This window comes from Stenotrophomonas sp. RS-48, from assembly GCF_030053245.1.
GTDB classification, from domain to species: domain Bacteria; phylum Pseudomonadota; class Gammaproteobacteria; order Xanthomonadales; family Xanthomonadaceae; genus Stenotrophomonas; species Stenotrophomonas maltophilia_P.
The window spans coordinates 45,727-71,728 of record NZ_JASGBV010000016.1; the positions used below are offsets into that span (position 1 = coordinate 45,727).

At 66.7% G+C, this 26,002-nt stretch carries 24 protein-coding genes and 1 tRNA gene; 9 read left to right on the top strand and 16 right to left on the bottom strand.

Annotated features, from left to right (window positions below; translation table 11 throughout):
- Positions 1-21: 21 nt before the first annotated feature.
- The 5 genes from QMZ25_RS03835 to hutI form a co-directional block, all read right to left on the bottom strand.
- Positions 22-1,455 (bottom strand): serine hydrolase domain-containing protein, encoded by a 1,434-nt coding sequence (locus QMZ25_RS03835; protein ID WP_283219151.1) that lies wholly within the window; start codon positions 1,453-1,455, stop codon positions 22-24.
- 139 nt (positions 1,456-1,594) lie between these two features.
- Entirely contained in the window at positions 1,595-3,262 is a 1,668-nt protein-coding gene (hutU, locus tag QMZ25_RS03840; RefSeq protein ID WP_065182885.1) for a urocanate hydratase, read from the bottom strand.
- Positions 3,259-4,113 (bottom strand): N-formylglutamate deformylase, encoded by an 855-nt coding sequence (gene hutG, locus QMZ25_RS03845; protein ID WP_128987787.1) that lies wholly within the window; start codon positions 4,111-4,113, stop codon positions 3,259-3,261. The genes hutU and hutG overlap by 4 nt, the downstream gene beginning before the upstream one ends.
- Positions 4,110-5,651 (bottom strand): histidine ammonia-lyase, encoded by a 1,542-nt coding sequence (gene hutH, locus QMZ25_RS03850; RefSeq protein WP_053515500.1) that lies wholly within the window; start codon positions 5,649-5,651, stop codon positions 4,110-4,112. The genes hutG and hutH overlap by 4 nt, the downstream gene beginning before the upstream one ends.
- Complete coding sequence (gene hutI, locus QMZ25_RS03855) at positions 5,648-6,871, bottom strand: imidazolonepropionase (protein ID WP_065176027.1); 1,224 nt, start codon at positions 6,869-6,871, stop codon at positions 5,648-5,650. The genes hutH and hutI overlap by 4 nt, the downstream gene beginning before the upstream one ends.
- A gap of 67 nt (positions 6,872-6,938) precedes the next feature.
- On the opposite strand from hutI, the gene QMZ25_RS03860 reads away from it, so the two are divergent.
- Both QMZ25_RS03860 and hutC read left to right on the top strand, forming a co-directional pair.
- Positions 6,939-8,309 (top strand): formimidoylglutamate deiminase, encoded by a 1,371-nt coding sequence (locus tag QMZ25_RS03860; protein WP_283219152.1) that lies wholly within the window; start codon positions 6,939-6,941, stop codon positions 8,307-8,309.
- Positions 8,310-8,336: 27 nt separating this feature from the next.
- Complete coding sequence (hutC, locus tag QMZ25_RS03865) at positions 8,337-9,065, top strand: histidine utilization repressor (protein ID WP_053515504.1); 729 nt, start codon at positions 8,337-8,339, stop codon at positions 9,063-9,065.
- A 24-nt stretch (positions 9,066-9,089) separates the two neighbouring features.
- Here the strand turns inward: hutC and QMZ25_RS03870 are convergent, their stop codons facing one another.
- The 3 genes from QMZ25_RS03870 to QMZ25_RS03880 form a co-directional block, all read right to left on the bottom strand.
- Positions 9,090-10,094, bottom strand: a complete 1,005-nt coding sequence (locus QMZ25_RS03870; RefSeq protein ID WP_283219153.1) for a restriction endonuclease — start codon at positions 10,092-10,094, stop codon at positions 9,090-9,092.
- Between the two features lie 237 nt (positions 10,095-10,331).
- Positions 10,332-10,823 carry a phasin family protein gene (locus tag QMZ25_RS03875; protein WP_180876863.1) on the bottom strand — a complete coding sequence of 164 codons (492 nt, stop codon included), beginning with the start codon at positions 10,821-10,823 and terminating at the stop codon, positions 10,332-10,334.
- 80 nt (positions 10,824-10,903) lie between these two features.
- Entirely contained in the window at positions 10,904-11,179 is a 276-nt protein-coding gene (locus QMZ25_RS03880; protein WP_053515509.1) for a polyhydroxyalkanoic acid system family protein, read from the bottom strand.
- A 124-nt stretch (positions 11,180-11,303) separates the two neighbouring features.
- Here QMZ25_RS03880 and QMZ25_RS03885 point away from each other — a divergent pair, with 124 nt between their 5' ends.
- The 4 genes from QMZ25_RS03885 (at position 11,304) to aroA (ending at position 15,987) form a co-directional block, all read left to right on the top strand.
- On the top strand, positions 11,304-12,107 hold the full coding sequence (locus QMZ25_RS03885) for an FHA domain-containing protein (protein WP_065176024.1): 804 nt from the start codon (positions 11,304-11,306) through the stop codon (positions 12,105-12,107).
- Between the two features lie 162 nt (positions 12,108-12,269).
- On the top strand, positions 12,270-13,355 hold the full coding sequence (gene serC / locus QMZ25_RS03890; RefSeq protein WP_164152449.1) for a 3-phosphoserine/phosphohydroxythreonine transaminase: 1,086 nt from the start codon (positions 12,270-12,272) through the stop codon (positions 13,353-13,355).
- A gap of 52 nt (positions 13,356-13,407) precedes the next feature.
- Positions 13,408-14,604 carry a prephenate dehydratase gene (pheA, locus tag QMZ25_RS03895; RefSeq protein WP_053515513.1) on the top strand — a complete coding sequence of 399 codons (1,197 nt, stop codon included), beginning with the start codon at positions 13,408-13,410 and terminating at the stop codon, positions 14,602-14,604.
- A gap of 75 nt (positions 14,605-14,679) precedes the next feature.
- The gene (aroA, locus tag QMZ25_RS03900; protein WP_128987791.1) at positions 14,680-15,987 is read left to right on the top strand and encodes a 3-phosphoshikimate 1-carboxyvinyltransferase; all 1,308 of its coding nucleotides are present in this window, start codon (positions 14,680-14,682) and stop codon (positions 15,985-15,987) included.
- A 173-nt stretch (positions 15,988-16,160) separates the two neighbouring features.
- Here aroA and QMZ25_RS03905 read toward each other — a convergent pair whose 3' ends face one another.
- Together QMZ25_RS03905 and QMZ25_RS03910 are read right to left on the bottom strand one after the other, a co-directional pair.
- Positions 16,161-16,730 (bottom strand): energy transducer TonB, encoded by a 570-nt coding sequence (locus tag QMZ25_RS03905; protein WP_283219156.1) that lies wholly within the window; start codon positions 16,728-16,730, stop codon positions 16,161-16,163.
- Between the two features lie 119 nt (positions 16,731-16,849).
- Positions 16,850-17,488 (bottom strand): energy transducer TonB, encoded by a 639-nt coding sequence (locus QMZ25_RS03910; protein WP_283219157.1) that lies wholly within the window; start codon positions 17,486-17,488, stop codon positions 16,850-16,852.
- A gap of 113 nt (positions 17,489-17,601) precedes the next feature.
- On the opposite strand from QMZ25_RS03910, the gene serS reads away from it, so the two are divergent.
- The gene (gene serS, locus QMZ25_RS03915; RefSeq protein WP_283219158.1) at positions 17,602-18,882 is read left to right on the top strand and encodes a serine--tRNA ligase; all 1,281 of its coding nucleotides are present in this window, start codon (positions 17,602-17,604) and stop codon (positions 18,880-18,882) included.
- Positions 18,883-18,985: 103 nt separating this feature from the next.
- Here the strand turns inward: serS and QMZ25_RS03920 are convergent, their stop codons facing one another.
- On the bottom strand, positions 18,986-19,336 hold the full coding sequence (locus tag QMZ25_RS03920) for a ligand-binding protein SH3 (RefSeq protein WP_283219159.1): 351 nt from the start codon (positions 19,334-19,336) through the stop codon (positions 18,986-18,988).
- A 237-nt stretch (positions 19,337-19,573) separates the two neighbouring features.
- A complete protein-coding gene (locus QMZ25_RS03925) occupies positions 19,574-20,161 on the bottom strand; it encodes an NAD(P)H-dependent oxidoreductase (protein ID WP_283219160.1) in 588 nt (195 codons plus the stop codon).
- 125 nt (positions 20,162-20,286) lie between these two features.
- Here QMZ25_RS03925 and QMZ25_RS03930 point away from each other — a divergent pair, with 125 nt between their 5' ends.
- Positions 20,287-21,279, top strand: coding sequence for a LysR family transcriptional regulator (locus QMZ25_RS03930; protein WP_053520355.1), 993 nt, complete (start codon positions 20,287-20,289; stop codon positions 21,277-21,279).
- A 67-nt stretch (positions 21,280-21,346) separates the two neighbouring features.
- On the opposite strand, the gene QMZ25_RS03935 is transcribed toward QMZ25_RS03930, so the two are convergent.
- A complete protein-coding gene (locus QMZ25_RS03935; protein WP_283219161.1) occupies positions 21,347-22,693 on the bottom strand; it encodes a hypothetical protein in 1,347 nt (448 codons plus the stop codon).
- Positions 22,694-22,851: 158 nt separating this feature from the next.
- On the opposite strand from QMZ25_RS03935, the gene QMZ25_RS03940 reads away from it, so the two are divergent.
- Positions 22,852-22,941, top strand: a tRNA-Ser gene (locus QMZ25_RS03940).
- 151 nt (positions 22,942-23,092) lie between these two features.
- On the opposite strand, the gene QMZ25_RS03945 is transcribed toward QMZ25_RS03940, so the two are convergent.
- The 3 genes from QMZ25_RS03945 to QMZ25_RS03955 form a co-directional block, all read right to left on the bottom strand.
- Complete coding sequence (locus QMZ25_RS03945) at positions 23,093-23,953, bottom strand: DUF3800 domain-containing protein (protein WP_263174944.1); 861 nt, start codon at positions 23,951-23,953, stop codon at positions 23,093-23,095.
- 617 nt (positions 23,954-24,570) lie between these two features.
- Positions 24,571-25,086: a hypothetical protein gene (locus tag QMZ25_RS03950; RefSeq protein ID WP_180877061.1), complete on the bottom strand. Its 516-nt coding sequence runs from the start codon at positions 25,084-25,086 to the stop codon at positions 24,571-24,573.
- Positions 25,083-26,002, bottom strand: a 920-nt coding sequence (locus QMZ25_RS03955; protein ID WP_283219162.1) for a hypothetical protein, incomplete at its 5' end; no start/stop codon positions are given. The genes QMZ25_RS03955 and QMZ25_RS03950, both read right to left, overlap by 4 nt.

Sequence of the window (26,002 nt, forward strand, 5' to 3'; positions counted from 1 at the left end):
GAGCCGAGCATCGGCTCGGCTCTACAAAGACGGTTTCGCCAGCGCCTTGGACTTCGCATACAGCCGCTCTGCGACATCCTTCTCACCCAATGCCGCATGACACTGGGCCAGGCTGTCCCACACATTGGCCGAATCCGGATACAGCTCGGTGTTGAGGGCGAATACCTTCAACGCGCTGCGCGCACCGAGGTTCGCGAAGATGGCGTAGCCATCGCTGTTGATCGCACGTTCCAGCTCGCTGCCGGTGACGCCGTGGTCGTCGCGCAGCCAGGCCCGCATTGCCTGTGCAGCCCCTGCGTCATCGTCCAACGCATAGGCAATCAGGCGTTCGGACAGCGCAGCGTGCGGAAACACCTTGGGTGCGGCGACGGCCATCGTGCTCTCCACCAGGGTGCTCGACCAGACGTTGCGGGCGCTGCCGTTGGTGAGGTACACGAACAGCCAGTAGCCGCTGGCCAGGGTGTCCTTGTACGCCAGCCGCGCGCGCACGCGGGTGCCACCGTCGTGACCAACCTGGGTGTAGCCATCGCTGCGCGTGGTATCCCAGCCGGTGGAGAAGAAATTGCTGCGGCCATCGGTCAGCCTCTGCGGCTGCCAGAGCTTTTCCAGTGTTGCCGTACGCAGCAGCTTGCCGGTGGCCAGCGCCTGCAGGAAACGGTTCATGTCGCCCACGCTGGTCTGCAGATCCGCATGGCCCCAGCCGTAGTCCGGCCACGGGTCTTCGTTGGCCGGCTGCAGCTGCCCATCCTTGCCGATGTACGGCACGGCCGCGCGCTGGGCTGGCACGCTGGCGACACCCCACGAGGTGCTGGCCATCTTCAACGGCTGCAGGATGCGTTCGCGGGCGATCGCCGGGTAGGGCCTGCCGTAATGCGTTTGCAGCAATGCGGTCAGCACCAGATAGTTGGCCTGCGTGTACTGCACGCGGCTTCCGGTGGCGAACTGCATCGGTGCCGCGCCGGCCACCTTCAGTGCAGCGGCAAGATCTGGCGCCACACCGGTGTAGCCCTTGCTCACCCAGCGGTTGTTCACCCGCTCGTAGTACTCGCCGATACCAGAGCTGTGGTTGAGGAAATCACGCACACGGATCGCCTGCCATGCTGCGGGCAAGTCCGGCACGTAGCGGCTGGCGGGTGCATCCAGATCCACCTTGCCCTCATCGACCAGCTGCATCACCAGCGTGCTGGTCAGCAGCTTGGCCATCGACTGCGCGGCGAAGATGGTATCGACGGTGGCCGGTGAATGGGTAGCGGGATCACGTTCACCGCTGGCGCCCTGGTACAGCACCTGGCCGTTGTGTGCGACCAGTACCGCCTGGCCGGCGATGCCATAGCGTTCGCGGTTGGCCTGCAACTGCGCATCCATCCGGGTCGGAAGATCGTTGCGAACATCCCCCGCCAGAGCAGGCAGGGCAACGGTCAAGGCACAGAAGAGCGCGGCAAGGGCGCGGTACATCGCGATGATCCGTCAGTGGCGATGGCGCATCTTGGTCAGCGGCGGGGGCGGGGTCAAGCGCATGGCGCCGGGCCATGCCCGGCATCGCAGGTACCGCGCCGGGAGCGCCGGGCCATGCCCGGCGACACCCGGGTCACGATCAGCCCAGAATTCCTGGCAGATCCAGCCCCTTCTCCTTCGCGCACTCGATCGCGATGTCATACCCCGCATCGGCGTGGCGCATCACGCCGGTGGCCGGGTCGTTCCACAGCACACGACCGATGCGCTTGGCGGCCGCCTCGGTGCCATCGCAGACGATGACCATGCCGGCGTGCTGCGAGAAGCCCATGCCCACGCCGCCGCCGTGGTGCAGCGATACCCAGGTCGCACCGCTGGCGGTGTTGAGCAGCGCGTTCAGCAGCGGCCAGTCGGAGACTGCGTCGGAACCGTCGGCCATGGCTTCGGTTTCGCGGTTCGGCGAAGCGACGCTGCCGCTGTCCAGGTGGTCGCGGCCGATCACCACCGGCGCCTTCAGCTCACCGTTGGCGACCATTTCGTTGAAGGCCAGCCCCAGCCGATCACGGTCACCCAGGCCCACCCAGCAGATGCGCGCCGGCAGACCCTGGAACTTGATCTTCTCGGCGGCCATGTCCAGCCAGCGGTGCAGGTGCGGGTTGTCCGGAATCAGCTCCTTCACCTTGGCATCGGTCTTGGCGATGTCTTCCGGATCGCCACTCAGCGCGGCCCAGCGGAACGGGCCGATGCCGCGGCAGAACAGCGGACGGATGTAGGCCGGGACGAAGCCGGGGAAATCGAAGGCATTGGCCACGCCTTCTTCCAGCGCCATCTGCCGCAGGTTATTGCCGTAATCGACGGTCGGCACGCCCAGTGCGTGGAAGCCGAGCATGGCGCGGATGTGGTTGGCCATCGAGGCACGCGCGGCCTTTTCCACTTCCTTCGGCGCGGAAACCCGCTTCTCGTCCCATTGTTCGACGGTCCAGCCCTGCGGCAGGTAGCCGTTCACCGGGTCGTGCGCGGAGGTCTGGTCGGTCAGCAGGTCCGGCTTCACGCCGCGCTTGAGCAGTTCGGCCAGCACATCGGCAACGTTGCCGAGCAGGCCCACCGATTTCGGCGTGCCCGCCTTGCAGGCTTCATCGATCAGGCGCAGGGCTTCGTCCAGGTTGTCGGTCCAGGTGTCCAGGTAGCCGGTGCGCAGGCGCATGTCGATGCTGCTCCTGCGGCACTCGACCGCCAGGCAGGACGCACCCGCCATCACTGCCGCCAGCGGCTGAGCGCCGCCCATGCCGCCCAGGCCGCCGGTGAACAACCACTTGCCGGTGAGATCGCCGCCGAAGTGCTGGCGGCCCATTTCCACGAACGTCTCGTAGGTGCCCTGCACGATGCCCTGGGCGCCGATGTAGATCCAGCTGCCGGCGGTCATCTGGCCGTACATGGCCAGGCCCTTCTTATCCAGCTCGTTGAAGTGGTCCCAGTTGGCCCAGCGCGGCACCAGGTTGGAGTTGGCGATCAGCACGCGCGGCGCATCGGCATGCGTGCGGAACACGCCCACCGGCTTGCCCGACTGCACCAGCAGGGTCTGGTCATCGTCCAGGCGCTTGAGCGTTTCGACGATGGCATCGAAGCTCTCCCAGTCGCGCGCGGCGCGGCCGATGCCGCCGTACACCACCAGTTCCTGCGGCCGTTCGGCCACGTCCGGATGCAGGTTGTTCATCAGCATGCGCAGCGGTGCTTCGGTCAGCCAACTCTTGGCGTTGAGCGTGGTGCCGGTCGGTGCGGCAAGGGTGCGGGACGGGTCGTTGCGGGTCATGCGGCGCTCCGGTTCGTAGCAAATTCAAGGCAGGCATTGAGCACCTGCGCCAGGGTGTGGCGCAGCGGTGCGGCGTGGTCGGGATCGAGCGGGGTGGGCCAGCTGTGCTCGTCCACCTGGTCCGGCAGGGGTTCGTGCATGTAGCCGCGGCAGGCCAGCTCCATCTGCAGGCTGTGCACGCCGCCGGCCACGTTGCTGTAGTGGCGGGTGATCCAGCCGCCCTTGAAGCGGCCGTTGCGCACCTGGCTCATGCCGCTGATCTTCAGCAGGTTCTCCACCACGTCGCTCAGTGCGTTGTCGCAGGAGGTATCCGGTGCGCCGGACGGACCGGCGGTGCCGAGATTGAACTGCGGCAGTTCACCGTCGAACAGGTGTGGAATGTGCGAGCGGATCGAGTGCGCGTCATACACCACCACCGTGCCGTGACGTGCGCGCAGCCGCGCGATCTGCGCGGCCAGCGCGTCGTGGTAAGGCGCGAAATAGGTGTCCCGACGGCGCGCGATCTCCGCTTCGTCCGGCTCGCGCCCGGTGTGGTACAGCGGCTGGTTGTCGAAGGTGGTCAGCGGGCACAGGCCGGTGGTGTTCTGGCCTGGGTACAGCGATACCCCGCTGGGATCGCGGTTGAGATCGATCACCGAACGCGAGATCGCCGACCGCACTGTGGTCGCGCCCATGCCGCGTGCGAAGTCGTACAGTTCGTGCACCCACCAGTCGGCGTCGCGACGCGCCAGCCATGGCGAGTGATAGTCGCCGATCAGATCGTGCGGCAGCTCGCTGCCGGTATGCGGGAAGCTGACGATCAGCGGGGCATCGCCCTCGTGCACCGTCAGCCATTCGGGGTGGGCATTCATGCCTGCGGCTCCACGGTCGGAAGGACAGCTTCCAGGCCCCGTGCCAGCGCGCCGCTGCGCACGAGCGAGGTGGCAACCACCATGTCCGGGTGGAAGTAGCGGTCGTCCTGCAGGGTCGGCACCTGCGCACGCAGGGTGGCGCGTACGTTCTCCAGTGCAGCGCTGGAGCGCAGCGGCGCATGGAAGTCGCAGCCCTGTGCGGCGGCGAGCAGTTCGATGCCGATCACATTGGCCGCGTTCTCGGCCATCTGCATCAGCCGGCGCGCACCGTGCGCGGCCATGGACACGTGGTCTTCCTGGTTGGCCGAGGTCGGGATCGAATCCACACTGGCCGGATAGGCCCGCTGCTTGTTCTCGGACACCAGCGCGGCGGCGGTCACCTGCGGAATCATGAAGCCGGAATTCAGGCCGGGGCGCGGGGTCAGGAAAGCCGGCAGGCCGGACAGTGCCGGATCCACCAGCATGGCCAGGCGGCGTTCGCTGATCGAACCGATCTCGCACACCGCCATCGCCAGCATGTCGGCCGCGAAGGCCACCGGCTCGGCGTGGAAGTTGCCGCCGGACAGCGCCTCGCCGGTGTCGGTGAACACCAGCGGATTGTCGGACACGCCGTTGGCTTCGATTTCCAGCGTGGTGGCGGCCTGGCGCAGGATGTCCAGTGCCGCACCCATCACCTGCGGCTGGCAGCGCAGGCAATACGGATCCTGCACCCGCACGTCGTTGTCGCGATGCGATTCACGGATGCCCGAGTCCTGCATCAGCGTGCGCAGCGTGGCGGCCGTGGCGATCTGTCCGCGCTGACCACGAATGGCATGGATGCGCGGATCGAACGGTGTATCCGATCCCTTCGCCGCTTCCACCGACAGTGCGCCGGTGACCAGCGCGGCCTGGAACACGGTCTCGATCTCGAACAGGCCGGCCAGCGCATAGGCGGTGGAGAACTGGGTGCCATTGAGCAGGGCCAGGCCTTCCTTCGCGCCCAGTTCAACCGGCTGCAGGCCGGCCCGCGCCAGTGCGTCCCGGGCCGGCAGCCGCTCATCGCCGATGAAGGCTTCGCCCACGCCCAGCATCACGCTGGCCAGGTGCGAAAGCGGTGCGAGGTCACCCGATGCGCCGACCGAGCCCTGCGCCGGCACTACCGGCAACACGCCCTTGACCAGCATCGCCTCCAGCAGCAGCAGCGTCTCCTCGCGCACACCGGAAGCCCCCTGGGCCAGGCTGACCAGCTTCAGCGCCATCATCAGCCGCACCACGCTGGCGGGCATCGGCTCACCCACGCCTGCGGCGTGCGAAAGAACGATGTTCCGCTGCAGCGTGGCCAGGTCTTCGCGCTCGATGCGCACGCTGGCCAGCTTGCCGAAGCCGGTATTGATGCCGTACACCGGCGCACCCTTGGCGACGATGGCTGCCACGGCGGCGGCACTGGCGCGTACCACCGGCAGCGCCGCCGGATCCAGCGCAAGCGGCGCACCGCGATAGACCTGTCGCCACTGGGCGAGGGTGACATGGCCGGGGCGAAGAACCAGGGTGTTGCTCATGTGTTGCTCCAGGAGGCAGGCAGGTCGGGCTGACCGCGCACCACGCGCGCGTGCAGCGGGTTGAATCCAATGCGGTAGACCAGGTCGGCGGGCGCGTCGATGTCCCAGATCGCCAGGTCGCAGTCCATGCCCACGGCCAAGCGCCCGATGCGGTCGCCATGGCCCAGCGCACGCGCTGCTTCGCGGGTGAAGCCGGCGATGCACTCGTCCACCGTCAGGCGGAACAGGGTCGCGCCCATGTTCATCGCCAGCAGCGGGCTGGTCAGCGGCGAGGTGCCCGGGTTGCTGTCGGTGGCCAGTGCCAGCGGCACACCCGCTGCACGCAGCGCGGCAATCGGCGGCGGGGTGGTATCGCGGGTGAAATAGAACGCGCCCGGCAGCAGCACGGCAACGGTGCCGGCCGCCGCCATGGCGGCGATGCCGGCGTCATCCAGATGTTCGATGTGATCGGCCGACAGCGCGCCGAAGCCGGCGGCAAGCTCTGCGCCGTGCTGGTTGCTCAACTGCTCGGCATGGATCTTCACCGCCAGTCCGTTCGCGCGTGCGGCGTCGAACACCTGCCGCGCCTGCGCAGGGGAGAATGCGATGTTCTCGCAGAACACGTCCACGGCTTCGGCCAGGCTCTCGGCCGCGATGGCCGGAATCATCACGTCGCAGACCTCGTCGATGTACTCCTGCGCCTGGCGGCCCGGGGGAACCGCATGGGCGCCCAGGAAGGTCGGCACCACATTCACCCGGCATTCCTCGCCCAGCGCGCGTGCGACCTGCAGCTGCTTGCGCTCGTCGTCCAGGGTCAGGCCGTAGCCGGACTTGATCTCGATCGTGGTCACGCCCTCGGCGCGCATCGCCAGCAGGCGAGGACGGCTCTCGGCGGCAAGCTGGGCTGGCGTTGCGGCGCGGGTGGCGCGCACGGTGGAGACAATGCCGCCGCCCGCGCGGGCGATGTCGGCATAGCTCACACCCTGCAGGCGCTGCTCGAATTCGTTGGCGCGGTTGCCGGCGTAGACCAGGTGGGTGTGGCAGTCGATCAGGCCGGGCGAGACCCAGCGGCCTTCGCCGTCGATGCGGGTGGTCGGCTGCAGATGGGCATCGCTGCCGGCCGGGCCGACGTGGACGATGCGGCCGCCCGCGCAGGCCAGCACGCCGTCACGGAGGACACCCAGGCCCTCACCGTCGAGGGTGATCAGATGGACGTTGGACCAGAGGATATCGACATGCATGGCATCCACACTGCGGCTGTGCTTATATGTCTATACAATATAGGTGTCCATTTCGGGTTGTCCAGCCATGTCCGATTCGCGTTCCCCGTCCTGTTTCCATGCCGCCCACGCCCTGCTGGCCGATGGCTGGGCCCGCGATGTCCGCCTGCAGGTGCAGGACGGCCGCATCACGGCGATCCACATGGGGCAGGGCGCCCAGCACGGCGACACCCGCGTCGACATCCTGGTGCCGGGCCTGCCCAACCTGCACAGCCACGCCTTCCAGCGCGGCATGGCCGGGCTGACCGAGATCGGCGGCGGTGACGGTGACAGTTTCTGGAGCTGGCGTGAGCTGATGTACCGCTTCCTGGCCCATCTGCGCCCGGACGCAGTGCAGGCCATCGCCGCCCAGGCCTACATGGAAATGCTGGAAAGCGGCTTCACCCGCGTCGGCGAATTCCATTACCTGCACCACGACGCCGATGGTCGCGCCTATGCCAACCGCGCTGAGATGAGTGCGCGGATCGCGGCGGCGGCCGACCAGACCGGTATCGGCCTGACCCTGCTGCCGGTGTTCTATGCACATGCCGATTTCGGTGGCGCGCCGCCGAATCCGGCGCAGCGTCGCCTGATCCACGACGTGGACGGTTTCGCGCAGCTGCTGGACGCCGCCAAGCCGGCACTGGCCGCGCTGCCGGACGCGGTGCTCGGCATCGCGCCGCACAGCCTGCGTGCAGTCACCGGCGAGGAATTGAGTGCGTTGCTGCCGCTGACCGACGGCCCGGTGCACATCCATATCGCCGAGCAGATGCGTGAAGTCGAGGCCTGCCTGGCCTGGAGCGGCCAGCGTCCGGTGCAGTGGCTGTACGACCATGCACCGGTGGATGCGCGCTGGTGCCTGGTGCACGCCACCCACATCACCGACGATGAGCGCGCCGCCATCGTGGCCAGCCAGGCCGTGGCCGGCCTGTGCCCGATCACCGAAGCCAATCTGGGCGACGGCCTGTTCCCGATGCAGGCGTTCGCGCGCGAGGGCGGGCGCTTCGGTGTCGGCTCCGATTCCAATGTCCTGATCGATGCGGCCGAAGAACTGCGCCTGCTCGAATACGGCCAGCGCCTGACCCTGCGCGGTCGCAACGTACTGGCCCCGGATGCCACCCGCAGCACCGGCCGCTTCCTGTTCGAAGGCGCACTGCACGGTGGTGCACAGGCGTTGGGCGTGGCCGCAGGTCTGCAGGTCGGGGCCAGTGCCGACCTGCTCGAACTGGACGCCGCACACCCCGCGCTGCAGGCGCGACGGGATGACGCATGGCTTGACAGCTGGGTGTTCGCCGCACGTAATGGCGCGCTGCGATCGGTCTGGTGCCATGGCCGCCAATGCGTGGCCGAAGGCCGCCACCTCCAGCGCGAGGCGATCACCACCGCCTTCGCTACCGCCCTGCGCGGCGTGCTGGGCTGATCGCTTCCCGCCACCGAGACCTGTCACGTGAAGGCCAGCAAGTCCGCCACGCTCAACCAGCGTATCCGCAGCGACCTGGAAAGCCGCATTCTCAGCGGAGAGTGGGCGCCGGGTTTCCGCATCCCCTATGAGCACGAACTGATGGAGCAGTACGGCTGCTCACGGATGACCGTCAACAAGGTGCTGACCGCGCTGGCCGAGAGCGGCATGATCGAGCGTCGCCGCCGGGCCGGTTCGTTCGTCGCCCGGCAGCCACCGCATCTGGAACAGGTGGCGCTGGAGATTCCGGACATCGCGATGGAGGTCGGCTCGCGTGGCCACCAGTACGGGTACCGGCTGCTGCAGCGCGAGCTGCGCCTGGCCGACGCCGGCAATGCCGGTGAAGTGGAGCTGGCCGGCAGTGAAATGCTGCTGGCGATGCGCTGTCTGCATCTGGCCGACGGCCGCCCGCTGGCGTTGGAGCACCGGTTGATCAGCCCGGTGGGTGTACCGGAGGTGCTGGAGGTGGACTTCAGCACCACCGCGCCGGGCAGCTGGCTGCTGCAGAACGTGTCCTGGACCCGGGCGCAGCACCGCATCAGCGCGTGGGGTGCGGACACGGCGTCTGCCCGCCTGCTGGACGTGAAGCCGGGCACCGCCTGCCTGGTGATCGAACGCCTGACCTGGCGGGGCGAACAGCCCATCACCCGCGTGCGCCAGGTGTTCCTCGGCGACGCCTGGGATCTGGTGGCCCGCTTCGCGCCCGGCGCGCGCTAGCGCGCACGCTTCCGCGCGTTCAGATCAATACGTCGCGCACTGCCGCCAGCGCACCGGCTCATCCACGCCGGGGCGGGCATTGAGCTGCACGCGCACCGTGCGCAGCGCGGGGTAGCGCAGGACCTGTGTGCAGACGCGCGGCCACACATCGTCAAGTTCGCCGGTGCGGTTGATCGCCAGGGTCTGCCGGGTCAGCCAGACGCCGCTGGCAATGCCGGGCTGGCCAGCCAGCGCCCGGGCCAGATCCGCCTGGTAGCGGTCAAGGGTCGCCATATCCGGGTTGGGGTCGCTGTGGCCATCGTCTGCCGGCGTGGAAACGGCAGCAGCAGGCGCTGCCGCTGCCGGTGCGGGCGCCTGGGAGACAGCGGCAGGCGCCGCGGCGGCGATGTCGGCGGAGGCAGGGGCGGTCACCGCCTGCGGCGCCGGTGACGCCAGGTGCAGGCCCTGCAGGCCGAGGCCGACCAGCAGGCCGACGGTTACCGAGGCCAACGCGGCAATGGCGATGCGACGCAGGGCCTCGAGGCGTGCAGTGGCGCGCACGCGCGCATCGATGTCGGCCGGCAGATAGGGCTGCAGCAATGGCCACAGGCGCGGGCCGTCCAGCACCTCCACGGCCTGCAGCTCGGCGGCACTACGGCCATCGCGCTGGATCCGGCCTTCGGTGATCAGCACGCCGCCCTTGGCCCCGGCCAGCCGCGCTGCCGCGCCCAGTTCGTTCACCGCAGCGGTACCGATGCGATAGGCCAGGCCATGCTTGCAGGACACCCGCCAGGTATTGGGGCCATCGCTGAGCAGGAAATCGCTGCTGGGCTCGCGGGCATCCTCGGCAGGAACCTCCAGTTCGCGCAGGCCGCGCTGCTCGCGCAGCATCCGCTTGACCAGCGCGGAGAACTCCCGCCAGTGCATGCCGGCCAAGGCCTGCAGGCCCAGTTGCATCTCCTTCCGCCGCCGCTTGATCCACCACAGGTGAACGACGGCCAGGGAACAGATAAGCAGGGCCGACAGCAGGGCCAGAATCCAGGGAAGCATGCAGGGAGAGCGCGGAAGGGGCGAAAACGGAAGCAGACAGTGTAAAGCGCGCACTGCCTGGCAGGGTCAGGACGTTCCCCACAGCAAGCGTGATGGAACGCTCAGATCGGCGTTCCGCAGGCACGAAAAACCCGCCAATCCTGAAGCCGTGAGGGGAGGGAACAAACGGCAGGCGAAGCGATTGGCGGGTTGCTCGTGATTGTCAGGCAAATTTTATTGCATTGCAACAATCCATCGTCAGGGCACGCTGCCCGGCGACTGGTGGCTGCCCGGGGCCGGCGCATCGCTGCCCGAGGCCGCCCGCGTCTCCAGCTTGGCCAGGCGCGCATGCAGGGCGTCCAGGCGTGCCTCCAGCGCGGTGAGCTCGTCGGCGGTGGGCACATGCAGGCGCCTGAGCACGCCCTGCACCTGGTCGTCGAAGGCCTTTTCGACCTTGTTCCAGGTGCCCGAGGCCTTCTCGCGCGCCTCATCCAGCGAGGACTCGACGTTGTCGCGCCATCCCGGGCCCTGCTCGCTGGCGCGCTCACGGCGGCGGGCCTCCCAGGCCTCGCCTTCCTTCACCAGTCCATCGAAGAAACGGCTGCCTTCGGCCTGTGCCCGGCCCAGCGCCCCCAGTCCGGCCAGCCAGACCTGCTGGGCCGAATCGCTCAGCTTGCGTGAGAAGCGTCCGGCCTGTTCACCAAAGGTGGCGTCGTCGTCGCGGCGGTCGTCGTTTTCGTAGCGGTTCATCGCACTTCCCGTGGGAGTTGGACCTGCCCCGAGAGTAGCGCGCGCCGCCGTTGCAGGGCCGTGACGGCCGCTGTCGTGGTTCAGCCCAGCTTTTCCTTCAGCACGCGCTGGATTTCGCTTTCGACCATGCCTTTCATTGCCGACAGCAGGAAGCCGAGCTTGGCGGTCACCCGCACGGCGCCCGGCTGCAGCTCGATCGCGCCGTCCACGCCGCTGCCGGAGAAATTCAGCACATCGGCGCTCCACGAGGACTTCAGGCCAAAGCGCTCGGCCAGCTTGGCGGCAACCTGTTCGATCGCCTCGCGCGCCTGTGCGTCGGGCAGGGCGTGGGCGTGGCGGACATCGATGGTGGACATGCAGGCTCCTGGCGCAGGGCGGGGTGATCAGAGAGGGCGAGCATTGTGCGCATCGATCGCGTCCGCGCCAAGCGCTCATCCGGGGTTCTTCTTCGATGCCGGCCAACCTGCTAGGCTGCGCCGCGTGCAGAACCTGCTTGTTCACTTCAGTCAACAACAACAGCCCGACCAGCCGCTGCGGCCCGGGGTGCAACGCATCGTGCGCCATGCCAACGGCAGCGTGCGGCTGGGCGAAGCAGGCAACGGCGCGTTGCTGCTGGCGCAGTTCTGCATGGATGATCGCGGCCTCTGGCTCCAGGTCGGCAACGGCATCCGCGGCATCCATGTCAACGGCCGTCCGGTACGGCGCATGGCGCTGCTGCGCGCCGGCGATGCGGTGTATGTCGATGGCGTGGAAATGGTCCTGCGGGGCGAAGCCGAGAGCCTGCTGCAGGCGCCGTCACCGGACGGCGAAGATGCCGGCGACGAGCAGCGCCTGCTGCGGGGCGTCGGTGGCCTGCACCATGGCCGCAGTTTCACCTTGTCGCGCGCCCGCGTGATCGGCCGCGGCACCGAGGCCGACATCGCCATCGACGATCCGGCGTTCGCCGAACAGCACGCGCGCGTGGAAGTGCACGGCGATCGCGTCCTGCTGCGTGACCTGGGCAGCGCCGATGGCACCTGCGTCAACGGCGTGGCCGTGCGCCACTGCTGGCTGCAGCCGGGCGACCAGGTGGTATTCGATGGCCAGCACCGTTTCGTGCTGGAAGTGCCGCGTGATCCGCGCCGGCGGCCGCTGGCGGCCGAGGATGAGTCCAGCCACGAGGCCGAACGGGCGCCTGCCGAGCCCCTTCCTCCGCGCCGGGTCCGCCGCTGGCCGTGGCTGCTGGTCAGCGCACTGCTGCTGGCTGCGCTGCTCAGCCTGCTGCTCTGGTTCGGCGCGCGCTGAGCCTGTCGTCTCCGTGCTTCGGGCAGGCGCCGGCCCAGGTTGGCGACTACCGGTGCAGTGCCGCGGGCGATGGATTCCGATGAAACCAAATTTCCCTTGCCGCGCAAGGCCGCAAGGCTGGTGCACTGCGGCATACTAGGGATCTTGCCCCACAGGTGTGACATGACGCGCGCGTTCAACTTCAGTGCCGGCCCTGCAACCTTGCCGGAATCGGTCCTGCGCCAGGCGCAGGCGGAAATGCTGGACTGGCACGGTACCGGCGCCTCGATCGTGGAAATGAGCCATCGCGGTGCGGAATTCATGTCCGTCGCCGCCGAGGCCGAGGCGGACCTGCGCCGCCTGCTCGACATTCCCGAGGACTACGCCGTGCTGTTCCTGTCCGGCGGCGCCACCACCCAGCAGGCGTTGATCCCGCTGAATTTCGCAAGCCCCGGCCAGCGTGCCGACTACGTGGTCAGCGGCCACTGGGGCAGGACGGCGGTCAAGCAGGCCGGCCCCTATGTGGACGTCAACATCGCTGCCAGCAGCGAGGACGGGGGCTACCGCGAGCTGCCCGCGCGCAGCAGCTGGCAGCTTTCGCCCGATGCGGCCTATGTGCACATCACCGCCAACGAGACCATCCACGGCGTCGAGTTCCGTGACGTGCCCGATACCGGCGATGTGCCGCTGGTGGCCGATTTCAGCTCGTCCATCGCCAGCGAACCGCTGGATGTGCGCCGCTACGGCGTCATCTACGCGGGCGCGCAGAAGAACCTGGGCCCGGTCGGCATCGCGGTGATGATCATCCGTCGCGACCTGCTGGAGCGCAGTGGCCAGCCGCGCGCGGACATCTTCGACTACCGCTCGCACGTGGCGCGCGACTCGATGCTCAACACCCCGCCCACCTGGAACTGGTACCTGGCGGGGCTGGTGTTCAAGTGGATGCTGGCTGAAGGCGGCGTGGTTGAGTTCGCCCGGCGCAATGCGGCCAAGGCCGCGCTGGTGTACGGCGCCATCGATGCGTCCGGCGGCTTCTATCGCAATGAAGTCGCGCACGCGGCGCGTTCGCGGATGAACATCCCGTTCTTCCTGCCCAACGCCGACCTCGATGCGCGTTTCGTCGCCGAGGCCAAGGCCGCCGGGCTGCTGGCGCTGAAGGGTCACAAGGTGGTCGGCGGCATCCGTGCTTCGCTGTACAACGCCATGCCGCTGGCGGGTGCGGAGGCGCTGGTCGCCTTCATGGCCGACTTCCAGCAGCGCTACGGCTGAGCAATGAACGGCGCGCACCGTCGGGTGCGTGCCCACGCAACAGGGAATTCCGATGGCAAGCAAATCCAGCAAGAAGGCGCCGAAGCAGGCCGCACCGGCCAAGGACAGCGCTGCGTCCAAGGGCACGTCCAAGGCCAGGGCTGCATCGACGCCGGCCCCCACCCAGGCGCCGCTGGCACTGGCCGACGTGCGTTCGAAGATCGACCAGATCGACCGCGACATCCAGCGCCTGATCGCCGAGCGCGCGCAGTTCGCCCACCAGGTCGGCAAGGCCAAGGGCAAGCTTGCCGCCGCCGTCGATTACTACCGCCCCGAGCGTGAAGCACAGGTGCTGCGCATGGTGGTGGACCGCAACGAAGGCCCGCTCAGCGATGAAGTGCTGGTGCACGTCTATCGCGAGATCATGTCGGCCTGCCTGGCCCAGCAGGAGCCATTGAAGATCGGCTACCTCGGCCCGGAAGGCACCTTCAGCCAGCAGGCCGTGCTCAAGCATTTCGGTCGCTCGGCGCTGGGCCTGCCGTTGGCCAGCATCGAAGAAGTCTTCCAGGAAGTGGAAGCGGGCAACGCCGATTTCGGCGTGGTGCCGGTGGAGAACTCGGGGCAGGGCACCATCCAGATCACCCTGGACATGTTCCTGACCTCCAACCTGAAGATCTGCGGCGAAGTGGAACTGCGCGTGCAGCAGTACCTGATGTCGCGCAGCGGCCGCATCGAGGACATCGAACGCGTCTACGGCCACCCGCAGTCGTTCATGCAGACCTCGGCGTGGATGCGCGCCAACCTGCCCAAGGCCGAGAAGATTCCGGTCTCCAGCAACGCCGAAGGCGCACGCCGCGCGCGCAACGCCGACGATGCGGCGGCCATCGGTGGCGAAAGTGCCGGCCACGTGTACGGCCTGAAGAAGGTGGTGACCAAGCCGATCCAGAACGATGCCGACAACACCACCCGTTTCCTGGTGGTGGGCCGCAACATCTTCCCGACCTCCGGCCATGACCGTACCTCGGTGCTGGTCTTCATCCATGACAAGCCGGGTGCGCTGTTCGACGTGCTCAGTCCGTTCGCACGCCACGGCATCAGCATGAACCGCATCGAGTCGCGGCCTTCGCACCACGGCAAGTGGGAGTACGGCTTCTTCATCGACCTGGCCGGCCACATCGACGACGCGCCGATGCAGGCCGCGCTGGCCGAGCTGGAAGCACACTCAGCGCAGATCAAGGTCCTCGGCTCCTATCCGGTGGCCGTGCCCTGATGCCTGCCGCGGTGGCCGCGGCCACCGCCCCTTGATGCACCGCCGGCCCGCCGGCGTCTACGGAATGATCGAACGATGAGCAACGCGCAACACTGGATCGCCCGCAAGGGCCAGCCGCTGCAGGGCAGCCTCACCATTCCCGGCGACAAGTCGGTTTCGCACCGTTCGGTGATGTTTGCCGCGCTGGCTGACGGCACCTCTCACATCGAGGGTTTCCTGGAAGGCGAAGACACCCGCGCCACCGCGCGCATCTTCAGCCAGCTGGGCGTGCGCATCGAAACCCCCAGCCCGTCGCAGCGCATCGTCCACGGCGTCGGCATCGATGGCCTGCAGGCGCCCAGCGCAGCGCTGGACTGCGGCAACGCCGGCACCGGCATGCGCCTGCTGGCGGGCCTGCTGGCCGGGCAGTCGTTCGACTGCACCCTGATCGGCGACGAATCGCTGTCCGGCCGGCCGATGCGCCGTGTCACCGGCCCGCTGTCACAGATGGGCGCGAAGATCGATACCCAGGACGATGGCACGCCGCCGCTGCACGTGCATGGTGGCCAGGCACTGCACGGCATCGCGTTCACCTCGCCGGTAGCCAGCGCGCAGATCAAGTCGGCGGTGCTGCTGGCGGGCCTGTACGCACAGGGCGAAACCAGCGTCGTCGAACCGCATCCCACCCGCGACTACACCGAGCGCATGCTGTCCGCGTTCGGCGTGCAGATCGAGTTCTCGCCGGGCAAGGCGCGCCTGCACGGTGGCCAGCGCCTGCGTGCCACCAACATCGCGGTGCCTGCCGATTTTTCCTCGGCAGCGTTCTTCCTGGTGGCCGCCAGCATCATTCCCGGCTCCGAGCTGCGCCTGAAGCAGGTGGGCCTGAACCCGCGTCGCACCGGCCTGCTGCATGCACTGCGGCTGATGGGGGCGGACATCACCGAAGAAAATCCAGCCGAGCAGGGCGGCGAGCCGGTCGCTGACCTGGTGGTGCGCTACGCGCCGCTGAAGGGCGCGCGCATTCCCGAAGCGCTGGTGCCGGACATGATCGATGAATTCCCGGCACTGTTCGTCGCCGCCGCCGCCGCCGAAGGCAAGACCGTGGTGAGCGGCGCAGCAGAGTTGCGGGTGAAGGAATCGGATCGCCTGGCAGCGATGGCCACCGGCCTGCGCGCGCTGGGCATGCAGGTGGATGAAACCGAAGACGGCGCGACCCTGCATGGCGGCACGCGTCTGGGCAGCGGCACCATCGAAAGCCACGGCGACCATCGCATCGCCATGGCCTTTGCCATTGCCGGCCAGATCAGCGACGGCGAAGTGCGGATCAACGACATCGCCAACGTGGCCACCTCGTTCCCCGACTTCGACGGCCTGGCACGCAGCGCCGGATTCAACCTGGCCTGACCGGCACCGCAACCGCCGGGCCACGCCCGGCGGATCGCATTGCGCGGTAGGTGCCAACCTTGGTTGGCACGCTCATATCGCCCGGTAGGTGCCAACCTTGGTTGGCACGCTTTTCCGCATAAAATGACGGAGGCCGAAGCCTCCGTCGAACATCACGAACCCCTCGTCCGCGATCAACGCTGCTCGGTACGGAAATCCACCGGGACCCGCACCACACTGGCCACAGCACGGCCATCCTGCATGGCCGGCTGGAACTTCCAGTTCTGCACCGTGCGCAGGACCGCACGATCCAGGTCACGGCTGCGTTCGCCACTGCGCGACACGATCGCGGCATTTGTGACGTTGCCGCGGGTATCCACCTCAAGGCTGGCGATCACGCTGCCCTGCACACCGTTACGAAGCGCAGCTGCCGGATAGTCCGGCTTGCTGTTGCTGGCGAGCGGGCGCGCCTCGCGGTTGCGCACCGCCGGCACTGCCTTGCGCTCGCTCGTGGCCGGCGTGGCCTGTCGTGCGGCAGGCGGTGCCGTTTCGGCAACAGGCGTCTGTCCGGTGGCTGGCAGCATGCGCTCGCCGACCGGTGCAGGCGCCACCTCATCCGGTCCGGAATAGCGCAGCCAGAGCAGCGCGGCCGCGAACATCGCCACGATCAGCGCGACCCACAGCCAAGGCGATGTGGCCCGGCGCGGCGTACCGTCCTGCTGCATCTGCGGCGAATGAAGGTCTTCATGGGTGGTGACAGTCATCGCAAACTCCTTACGTCGGTTGACGACGTGCCGAGTGTTGCCCGAGGCCACGAAGAAAAGTGTCAGTGTTGCGTCAACGCAACCGGGAGGGTTCAGTTTGCCTTCCGGTATGCGTTCAGTTACTGCGTCTTGAAGTCGAACGGCACTTCAATGGTGCCCGGCACCGCCTGCCCGTTGCTCTGCGCCGGGGTGAAGCGCCAGCGGCGCACCGCGTCGGTCGCTGCGCGGTCCAGGTCACGCGAGCCGCTGCGCTGGATGACGGTGACGTTGTTCGGATAGCCCGTAGCGTCCACCTCTACCCGCACCACCACACTGCCGGTTTCGCCCGCACGCAGTGCGGCGGCTGGATAGGCCGGCGGCGGCGATTGGCCCGCGATCGGCATGGGCTGGCTGCCGCCACCGGCGGCCGGCACGGTGCCGGGCGCAGCGGGTGCCGGTTCAGCCATTGCAGGCGGCGGGGGTGGGGCGGTTTCCACCAGCTTCGGCGCGTCTTCCGGTGCCGGCGCCGGCTTGGCGTCGGGCATGTCGCTGGACCCGGCTGCCGCCGGCAGGGGTTCCGGCAGAGGCTCCACTTGGGCGGTTTCCTGCGGCGTCTGTGTCGCAGGGGCGGCGCGGAAGAATTCCTTGTCGCGGCCGGTCAGCCAGACCACCACGAACAGCAGCACCCCCACGCCGAAAGCGATGCCGGCGATCTTCAGGGCGTTGCGCGGAATATGCACAGTGAACGACTTGGCGGACGACGAGCGGGGTGCAGACATGGACCGGACCAGTACGGAATAGCCCGATTCTGCCACGGCCCGAATGAACCGGGCGGCAGAAATCCGCATAACAGGCGATAATCCCGGTCCTGACACCCACCACGACACCTGCCATGCTTGATCCAGCCCTGCTCCGCCACCAGCCCGCCGACCTCGCCGAACGCCTGCGCACCAGCCGCGGCTTCGAGCTCGACGTGTCTGCCCTGGAGTCTCTGGAGGCCGATCGCAAGCGCATCCAGGTGCGGACCCAGGAGCTGCAGAGCCTGCGCAACAGCCGCTCCAAGGCCATCGGCCAGGCCAAGGCCAAGGGTGAGGACGTCTCGGCCATCATGGCCGAGGTCGCCGCCTTCGCCGACGAACTGAAGGCCTCGGAAGTGGCGCTGGACGAGCTGCGCGAGAAGATCGAAGCAATCTCGCTGGGTATTCCGAACATTCCGGCCGACGACGTACCGGCCGGTGCCGACGAGAACGACAACGTCGAGCAGGCGCGCTGGGGTACCCCGCGCCAGTTCGATTTCAAGGTGCTGGACCACGTCGAACTGGGCGCCCGCAACGGCTGGCTGGATGGCGAAACCGCCGCCAAGCTGTCCGGTTCGCGCTTCACCGTGCTGCGCGGCCCGATCGCGCGCCTGCACCGTGCGCTGGCCCAGTTCATGGTCGATCTGCACACGGGCGAACACGGCTACGAGGAAACCAACGTACCGCTGCTGGTCAACGCCGAATCGCTGCGCGGCACCAGCCAGCTGCCGAAGTTCGAGGATGACCTGTTCAAGACGGCCGTTGGCGAGTCCACGCGCTACCTGATCCCCACCTCGGAAGTGCCGCTGACCAACATCGTGCGCGACGAGATCGTCGATGCCGAGCGCCTGCCGCTGCGCATGACCGCGCATTCGATGTGCTTCCGTGCCGAGGCGGGCAGCGGCGGCCGCGACGTGCGCGGCATGATCCGCCAGCATCAGTTCGAGAAGGTCGAGCTGGTCTCGATCTGCCAGCCGGAAGACAGCGAGGCCGAGCACCAGCGCATGACCCGCTGTGCGGAAGTCGTGCTGGAAAAGCTGGGCCTGCCGTACCGCAAGGTGCTGCTGTGCACCGGCGACATGGGCTTCGCGGCGGTGAAAACCTACGATCTGGAAGTCTGGCTGCCGTCGCAGGAAACCTACCGCGAGATCTCCTCGTGCTCGAACTGTGGTGACTTCCAGGCCCGCCGCATGCAGGCGCGCTGGCGCAACCCGGCCACCGGCAAGCCCGAGCTGGTGCACACCCTGAACGGCTCGGGCGTGGCGGTCGGCCGCGCGATGATCGCGGTGATGGAGAACTACCAGAACGCCGACGGCAGCATCACCGTGCCGGAAGCGCTGCGCCCGTACATGGGTGGGCTGGACACCATCGCCTGACAACCGGCTCAGGTGGGTGCCATGCTTGCATGGCACCGAATCCACGCATGGCGTGGATCTGCAATGCGGCTACATCCACGCCCTGCGTGGATGAGCCCCGCGATCACTCCACAACCCGCACCTTCTCCAACGGCACCCATCCCGCTTCGCCCGCCTCGGGCATGCACCACGCCCAACCATTCAGTGTGCGCAGCCGGCGCAGCCTCTGCCCCGGATTCACATCCAGCTCCCGCGCGCAGTAATCCGCGGTGGCAAGCGCGTCACCCTGCGCATCGCGACCGATCACCGGTGCCGGCACGAATCCAGGCTGCTGCCCCTCGGCCTGGCACAGGAACCCGTCCTCCCAGCCCTCCGGGCCTTCATAGCGCTCGCCTACCACCAGCGCCTGGCCGCGGAGCAGGGTGATCGGGTGTGGGAATTCGCTGCGGTGCGTGGTCGTCACGATGTAGTTCATGGCCCACTGTACCGTCTCCGCCGGGCATGGCCCGGCGCTATCACACCGTTCGGGTACGGCCCGGCGTCAGCACACCGATCGGGTAGCGCCGGGCCATGCCCGGCGGGCGGGAACCGGGCCACAAAAAAACGGCCCCGCATTGCGGGGCCGCCGGGGTGGGCCGGGAGGGGGGAGGGGAATCCCGGCCCGCGTTCAACGCCCAGACGAGGAGAGAGGGGCGCTGAACGCTGGAACGCGTTACGCCGCTGCCGCTTCCGCCGCCTCATGCGAGGGCAGCGCAGCCAGTGCACCGGCAATGGCATCTTCGCGATGCTGCGGCGAGTAGGCGATGCCCTCGGCGCGCACGAACTCGACCTCGTTGATACCCATGAAGGCGAACACCTGGCGCAGGAACGGCTCCTGGAAGTCGGCCGGCGAGTCGGTGTAGATGCCGCCACGGCTGCTGGCGATGATCACCCGCTTGCCACCGGCCAGACCCACCGGGCCATTCTCGGTGTACTTGAAGGTGCGGCCGGCCACGGCCACGCGGTCGATCCAGGCCTTCAGGGTGGAGGGGATGCTGAAGTTGTACATCGGCGCGCCGATCACCACGACATCGGCATCGAGGAACTGCTGCATCACCTGTTCAGCATCGGTCGCCTCGGCCGCATCGGTCTTGGCCAGCGAGTTGCTGCGCAGATGCGGTACCGGATTGGCGTCAAGATCGCGATAATCGACCTGCAGGCCGTCGATCTGGTCCTTGAACCGGGCCACCACCGCCGCCGACAGCTGGCGGGAGACGGAATTGTCGCCAAGCACGCTGGCGTCGAGATGCAGAAGCTTCATGGCAGTCACCTATGTTCTGGAAGGAGGGGGCGGGTTTGCCGCCGACGGAGAGAACGATAGGTTGTTGCAAAGGCGGAATAAAGGTGGTTGAATGCCACGTATTGTTCTAGATATGGAACTCGGGTATGCATGACCTGAATGATCTGTACTACTTCGCGATGGTGGTTGACCACGGCGGGTTCGCCGCGGCCGAGCGCGCCCTGGGCATCCCCAAATCGCGCCTGAGCCGCCGCATCAGCCAGCTGGAGACCGACCTGGGCGTGCGCCTGCTGCAGCGCTCCACGCGCCGCTTCGCGGTCACCGATGTCGGCACCAGCGTGCACCGTCACGCCCAGACCATGCTGGCCGAAGCACAGGCCGCACGCGAAGTGGTGGACCGCCTCAGTGCGGAACCGCGCGGCGTGGTCCGCGCCAGCGTGCCGGTGTCGTTGGCGCAGATGCAGCTGCCCAAGCTGCTGCCCAAGTTCCTGGAGCAGTACCCGAAGGTGCGGCTGCAGCTGAACATCAGCAACCGCCGCGTGGACATCATCAACGAAGGCTACGACGTGGCCCTGCGCGTGCGCTCGCGCCTGGACGACGATGGCAGCCTGGTGATGCGCAGCTTCGGCCAGGTGCAGGAACTGCTGGTGGCCAGCCCGAAGTACCTGGACCGCGCCGGCCGCCCGAAGGAGCCGGAAGAGCTGACCCAGCACGTCACCCTCAGCATCAGCGAGGACGAGGCGCGCCAGCGCTGGGAACTGCATGGCCCGGAAGGCGAAGTTCGCCGGGTGGACCTGCAGCCGCGCGTGGCCGGCTTCGACTTCCCGCTGCTGCAGAGCATGGTGAAGGACGGCTTCGGCATCACCATGCTGCCGGAAACCGTGTGCGCCGATGCCGTGCGCAATGGCGAACTGGAAGTGGTGCTGCCGGACTGGTCGCTGCCGCAGGGCGTGTGCCACGCCGTGTTTGCCTCGCGTCGGGGCCTGCTGCCGGCGGTGCGCGTGTTCATCGATTTCCTGGCCGAGCACCTGCCGCCGCAGCTGGAGGCCTCGCGCCTGCATTGCGACGGCGCCTGCGAGAAGGCCAAGGAACGCATCAAGGCCAGCGCGCTGGGTGCGCTGGCGGTGGATGCGGGCTGAGCCGCGCGCGAATAGAGAATAGAAGCCCCGGCCATGTCCGGGGGCTTCTTGTTTCAATGCGTAGCTGTCATCCGCAAGCCCAATCGATCTTCATCTGTTCAAGATCGAGCTGGGCGTTGCCGCAGCCAAAGTTGAAGCCACCGAAGCCTTCCTCGAACTCGAGGTAATAGGGGCCGAACTCAGGGTAGCCCTGCTGGGGCAGCATTGTTCCACCGAGGTGGGCAACGGAATCCCAGCGACTCAGATTCAGTTCTTGTCCGAGATCGCTGAATGCCTCGATGTATCCACTGATGGCGCATTCGCTTTCCCATTCACGGGGCGATCTGCCCACATTGGGATCATCAGCGCGGATGACCGCGTTGATCGGCAACGCGACTGACGGATTGGCAGCATCGCCAATTCCCGCGCCCGGAATAGGGTCGTCCCCGTTTCTGGTGTACAGCCAGCTGTCGTGGAAGTAGCTGGCGTAGTCCTTCTCTATCCAACCGGGCGGGTCTTCCAGCAGGGTCGAGAGCGACTTGGGGGGCAAGCTCAGTTCGCCTTCAAATTCCTGCTGTGTGAGCCAGATCGCACAGTACTGTGTGCCGAGGATGTCCTCCATGGTGCGGCTGTGGGGATGCTTGGCATGGCGGTAATGCCAGAAAGGAAGCAGGTTGCTGTCATCGGGCGGTGTCATTGCAAGCGGACTGTCAAAGAACGCAGCGATCTCCTCCACGTGCGACAGCTCCTCCTGCTGATCGTCGACAAACATGCACAGGGCAATCCATTGCTCTCCCTTGACTCGGTACTCCGGGGGCAGGTGCAGGGTGAAGGCGTGTCGCAGTGGCTGCCCGTTGCTTGCACTGAGCGGCCATTGCGCGGAGGAGATGCCCGGTGGCAGGCCGAGGGTCCAACCGCCGCTCCATTCGTCGCCCCGGTCGACCCTGGGGAGTATCCGTTGCGGACCCAGCTCCAGGTCGAAGGCATTGGTCAGCGTCGGATCGAATACGGGGAGGGCTGGCTCACAGTAGACGGCACCAGGATTGTCGAGGCGCACGCTCCTGACCGTGTTGTCCTGTGTGCTCACGTTCGCGGTGACCTTCATCCCACCGTCCGAGATGAAGCCATAGCGCGTCCGCCCGGCCTCTGTCGTATCAGGATCTTCCGGAAGTGCTGTCAGGCGAGGGTTGGCGGCCAGAGCATCGCTGATGAACATGCCCGTGCGCAATCCTTCAATCAGGAGCGTCCTTGGCATCGAACAGGAGAACAGGACATATCCAACGGCACGCTCCTCATCCAGTCGGGCGAACACATCCTTTGTCAGGCAGGTCAGACGGCCCTGTTCATCCGGCTCGCGCCAGCGATTTCCCAGTAGCTTGGCCAGCGCGCTGGCGGGCATGCCAGGCCGGATGGAGAGAAGGTCGAGAGAGTTCATGTGGGCCATTGCCGAGCGGAAATGAGCAGGCTAGTGGTCTAGGACGGTGCTAGCCATGAACATTGTTGCGACTTGGAGGTCGAGCCGTGGCGGGGGCCTTGGGCATTTCCTCCGGCCGTGCGAGAATGCGTGGCCGGCCAGCAGTGCCGGGCCGATACGGAGAGATGGCCGAGCGGTTTAAGGCACCGGTCTTGAAAACCGGCGAAGGGTTAAACCTTCCGTGGGTTCGAATCCCACTCTCTCCGCCAATCATTTATGCAAGTTCATGCTTGCCATCAAGCATCCCGCCAAGCTGGCTGGATGACTTCAATGAGTTTTCGTCTATCGACTGATGGATAGGTTCGGTCGCGCTGCTAGGCGGCTGGGGGCATGGAGCCGGCACTCCAGGCCGACCGTGAGTTAGGCGGGGATTCCGTACCTCTTGGCGACGTTGCGAGCTGGGCGGCAGCACGTGCCGTCGAGCAGGGCGTTGAGAGTCGCATTCGCCGCGCCCTTATGTAGAGCCAACTTTTTAATTGGCGTTCTTTGGTAAAGCCGACGAAAGCACTCGGCATAGAACTGTCGTACGACCGCCGGGGTGTCCGGCTTGTACCCGCCCTCAATCTCAAAGAAGCGCCGGAGGCAGAGGATGACTAGGTCCGACAGCTGGACGAGGAGATTGCGTGTCGAGTCGAGGGGATAGCTGAACTCGGCAATCCACTTTGTTCTGCACGCCACTGGACTCCCGAAGCGGCGTCGTTGGGTTATTTCCGCAATGGCATGAGTGTGCTCATCCTTCTTGTCGATAATCAGCATCCCCCTCGCTGTGCGGCCCAGACCTTCTGAAACCCTATGGTCGATCTCGGTAATCATGTAGTCGTACGCGAGGGTATAGGGCGTGCTTGCGTGGGTGGGAAGGGCGGCGACATTGATCGCGAGGGCGGCTGCAAGTTTCGACTTGTCTATGGCAATGTAGTGGACGTGATGCTTCCGCGACTCGATTACGCTGAGAAGATCTCGTACAAGTTGCAAGCGCCGCTCAATCAGGTGGCCCGCAAAGGGACCTTCACCATTGGGCGAAAGCAACTCGCACCCATGTAGCTCAAAGGCAGCTGGAGGTGCACCGCCGAAATAGTCGTTGAGGAGGTCGGACAAAGCGGCGTAGGTTGTGTTCCACCCTTCATCGCGCAGGTTGACCCCTCCAAGCACAAATACTGGTTGCTGGGCGTCCGCCAAGTTCGCGCCGGTATCGCCCGACTCGTCCAAGTAGAAGAAGTGCATCCCTTGCTCCTTCCCGCGATTGCATTTACATGGTTGGGTTGATCAAGATTAGTTCAACGAGGGTGTTTGTCGTGGGTTTCGGATTGAACTCTGCGCCTTCCCAAGGGCATGCCGGCAGAAGCCGCAGTTGAGCAGTCCGATTCGACAGGTCTCACAGCATCAGCCGCTTCCACCATGTGGAAGCAGGCGCTGAACACACGCTTCTCCGCACCATTCGTGGTGCTGGAGGTACCCGGGGTGTAACCGGAAACAACCACCCTATAGTGCTTTCCCGCGCGCAAAGCTGTGCCGAGTGCAGGCTCTCCATCCAGGCCGTACGGCAGACACTGACCAGGACCCAGCGCAGGCTCGGTAGACCCTTCGCGAAGAAAGATGCGCTGCCAGACAGGCGGATGTCCCTTGCCCACTTCCGTCACTGTCACGCCCGCGATAATCGGCGGGGCCGCACGTGTCTCACGCGTGTCAGGCACGCCAAAACACGGTACGCCATCGTGTGCCTGGATCGTGGCGCGCTGATAGGTTCCCTGTGGCTGTGAACCCGCGGCCATCATTGGCAACAGCAGGAACACCAAGGCCACCGTCTGTCGCATCAACGGGTCACCTCGAAGTGGCATCTGCTACGTGCCGTCTTCGCGTACGGGTGGCGGTCCGGACGAGAGTGCAGTCGCGCAGTCCGATATGACGGGTTTCATGCTTTTGCCGGCCACGTCCACCATGTGGAAGCAGGCACTGAACACACGCGCCTGTGCTTCATTCTTCTTGCCCGGCGTGCCAGGTGTGCGCCCCCATATCTCCACCTGGTAGCGCTTGCCCGGCCGCAGCGCGGGGGCGGATGCCGCGCCCTCGCCGTAGGTGAGGCACTGGCTGGGGGGCAGCGCAGGTTCGGTTGTGCCCTCGCGCAGAAAATCATGTTCCCATAGCGGGGTGCCGCCGGTGCCCACTTCCATCACGGACACGCCAGTGACAAGGGGGGCGTTGACGCGCGTTTCATGGGTATCGGGCACGCCGAAGCAGGGCACACCCTCACGGCTCTGTATCGTCGCCTGCTGGTAGCGACCGGCTGGCGAGGAGCAGCTGGCCATCATCGGCAGGAGCAGCCCCAGCAGAGCCACCGGCAGTTGTAGTCGCATCATCGGGTCGTCCTCGGGAGGTTGTCCTTGCTGCTGCGGTCGGCCAGGAACTGGGAGAGCGCGCGCTCGAGTTGTGCGCCGATGCCAGCCGTCGCGCGATAACGCGTGTTGTTCATGCTCGACTGTGAGCCACGGAACGTGACGAGGAAGTAGTCCGCCAGAATGTCACCCTGGGCCTCCATGTTGTAGTCATGCAGCAGCCGCGTCTCGTCAAGCACGTAGTCGTAGCTCATGTTCGGCCGGGGTGCCCGCACCAGCTTGACGTTGTAGCCAAGCTGATACTGCCAGACGTGGGCCATCTCATGGATGAAGAACGCCTGGAATCTCACGGTATCCAGCGAGTAATCCTCCCGATAGATACCCTTCGGGAAGTACATCTGCCCGTTGGGCGTCACGGCGGTGTCCTTGTCCTGGAAGCCGAAGAACATCCAGTAGCCGTGGTTATGGACTTTCACGGTGCTGTAGTCGACTGCATCGCCGAACACCAGGCGTGCCATCTCGATCTCGCCGGCGGTCATGGCGCGTTCGTGGCCAGGCGCGCTTACCGGTACCACGGAGGTGCCCATGCCCTCGGCGGTGGTCACCACACCGTCCACATCGAACACTTCCGCTTCGTCGGTGCTGGCCGGTGCCGTGCGCGCACAGCAGCCGGTCGGCTGTGTCGGCGGGCGCAGTTCGGCACGCACGATGGCCTGGCTCTGCGCGGTCGATACCCGCGCCGTCTCGCCCTGCGCATTGGTGGTGCCGGAAAGGGTCTGCCCATCGGCCAGATGCAGCGTGTACGGCACCTCGGCCAACGGTGCGCCCTGCAGGCCGAGAAAACGGATGGCCTGATCGAACGCGGTGGGCAGTGCGCGCGCCAGCTGTGCGGCCGTGCTGGCGACCGCGGCCGCCTTGCCGGCACCGCCTGCGGCCCCGC

Excerpts from the sequence above, each read along its gene's own strand:
- QMZ25_RS03835 (WP_283219151.1), bottom strand. The coding sequence starts at position 1,455 with ATGTACCGCGCCCTTGCCGCGCTCTTCTGTGCCTTGACCGTTGCCCTG.
- hutU (WP_065182885.1), bottom strand. The coding sequence starts at position 3,262 with ATGACCCGCAACGACCCGTCCCGCACCCTTGCCGCACCGACCGGCACC.
- hutG (WP_128987787.1), bottom strand. The coding sequence starts at position 4,113 with ATGAATGCCCACCCCGAATGGCTGACGGTGCACGAGGGCGATGCCCCG.
- hutH (WP_053515500.1), bottom strand. The coding sequence starts at position 5,651 with ATGAGCAACACCCTGGTTCTTCGCCCCGGCCATGTCACCCTCGCCCAG.
- hutI (WP_065176027.1), bottom strand. The coding sequence starts at position 6,871 with ATGCATGTCGATATCCTCTGGTCCAACGTCCATCTGATCACCCTCGAC.
- QMZ25_RS03860 (WP_283219152.1), top strand. The coding sequence starts at position 6,939 with ATGTCCGATTCGCGTTCCCCGTCCTGTTTCCATGCCGCCCACGCCCTG.
- QMZ25_RS03870 (WP_283219153.1), bottom strand. The coding sequence starts at position 10,094 with ATGCTTCCCTGGATTCTGGCCCTGCTGTCGGCCCTGCTTATCTGTTCC.
- QMZ25_RS03875 (WP_180876863.1), bottom strand. The coding sequence starts at position 10,823 with ATGAACCGCTACGAAAACGACGACCGCCGCGACGACGACGCCACCTTT.
- QMZ25_RS03880 (WP_053515509.1), bottom strand. The coding sequence starts at position 11,179 with ATGTCCACCATCGATGTCCGCCACGCCCACGCCCTGCCCGACGCACAG.
- serC (WP_164152449.1), top strand. The coding sequence starts at position 12,270 with ATGACGCGCGCGTTCAACTTCAGTGCCGGCCCTGCAACCTTGCCGGAA.
- pheA (WP_053515513.1), top strand. The coding sequence starts at position 13,408 with ATGGCAAGCAAATCCAGCAAGAAGGCGCCGAAGCAGGCCGCACCGGCC.
- aroA (WP_128987791.1), top strand. The coding sequence starts at position 14,680 with ATGAGCAACGCGCAACACTGGATCGCCCGCAAGGGCCAGCCGCTGCAG.
- QMZ25_RS03905 (WP_283219156.1), bottom strand. The coding sequence starts at position 16,730 with ATGACTGTCACCACCCATGAAGACCTTCATTCGCCGCAGATGCAGCAG.
- QMZ25_RS03910 (WP_283219157.1), bottom strand. The coding sequence starts at position 17,488 with ATGTCTGCACCCCGCTCGTCGTCCGCCAAGTCGTTCACTGTGCATATT.
- serS (WP_283219158.1), top strand. The coding sequence starts at position 17,602 with ATGCTTGATCCAGCCCTGCTCCGCCACCAGCCCGCCGACCTCGCCGAA.
- QMZ25_RS03920 (WP_283219159.1), bottom strand. The coding sequence starts at position 19,336 with ATGAACTACATCGTGACGACCACGCACCGCAGCGAATTCCCACACCCG.
- QMZ25_RS03925 (WP_283219160.1), bottom strand. The coding sequence starts at position 20,161 with ATGAAGCTTCTGCATCTCGACGCCAGCGTGCTTGGCGACAATTCCGTC.
- QMZ25_RS03930 (WP_053520355.1), top strand. The coding sequence starts at position 20,287 with ATGCATGACCTGAATGATCTGTACTACTTCGCGATGGTGGTTGACCAC.
- QMZ25_RS03935 (WP_283219161.1), bottom strand. The coding sequence starts at position 22,693 with ATGAACTCTCTCGACCTTCTCTCCATCCGGCCTGGCATGCCCGCCAGC.
- QMZ25_RS03945 (WP_263174944.1), bottom strand. The coding sequence starts at position 23,953 with ATGCACTTCTTCTACTTGGACGAGTCGGGCGATACCGGCGCGAACTTG.
- QMZ25_RS03950 (WP_180877061.1), bottom strand. The coding sequence starts at position 25,086 with ATGATGCGACTACAACTGCCGGTGGCTCTGCTGGGGCTGCTCCTGCCG.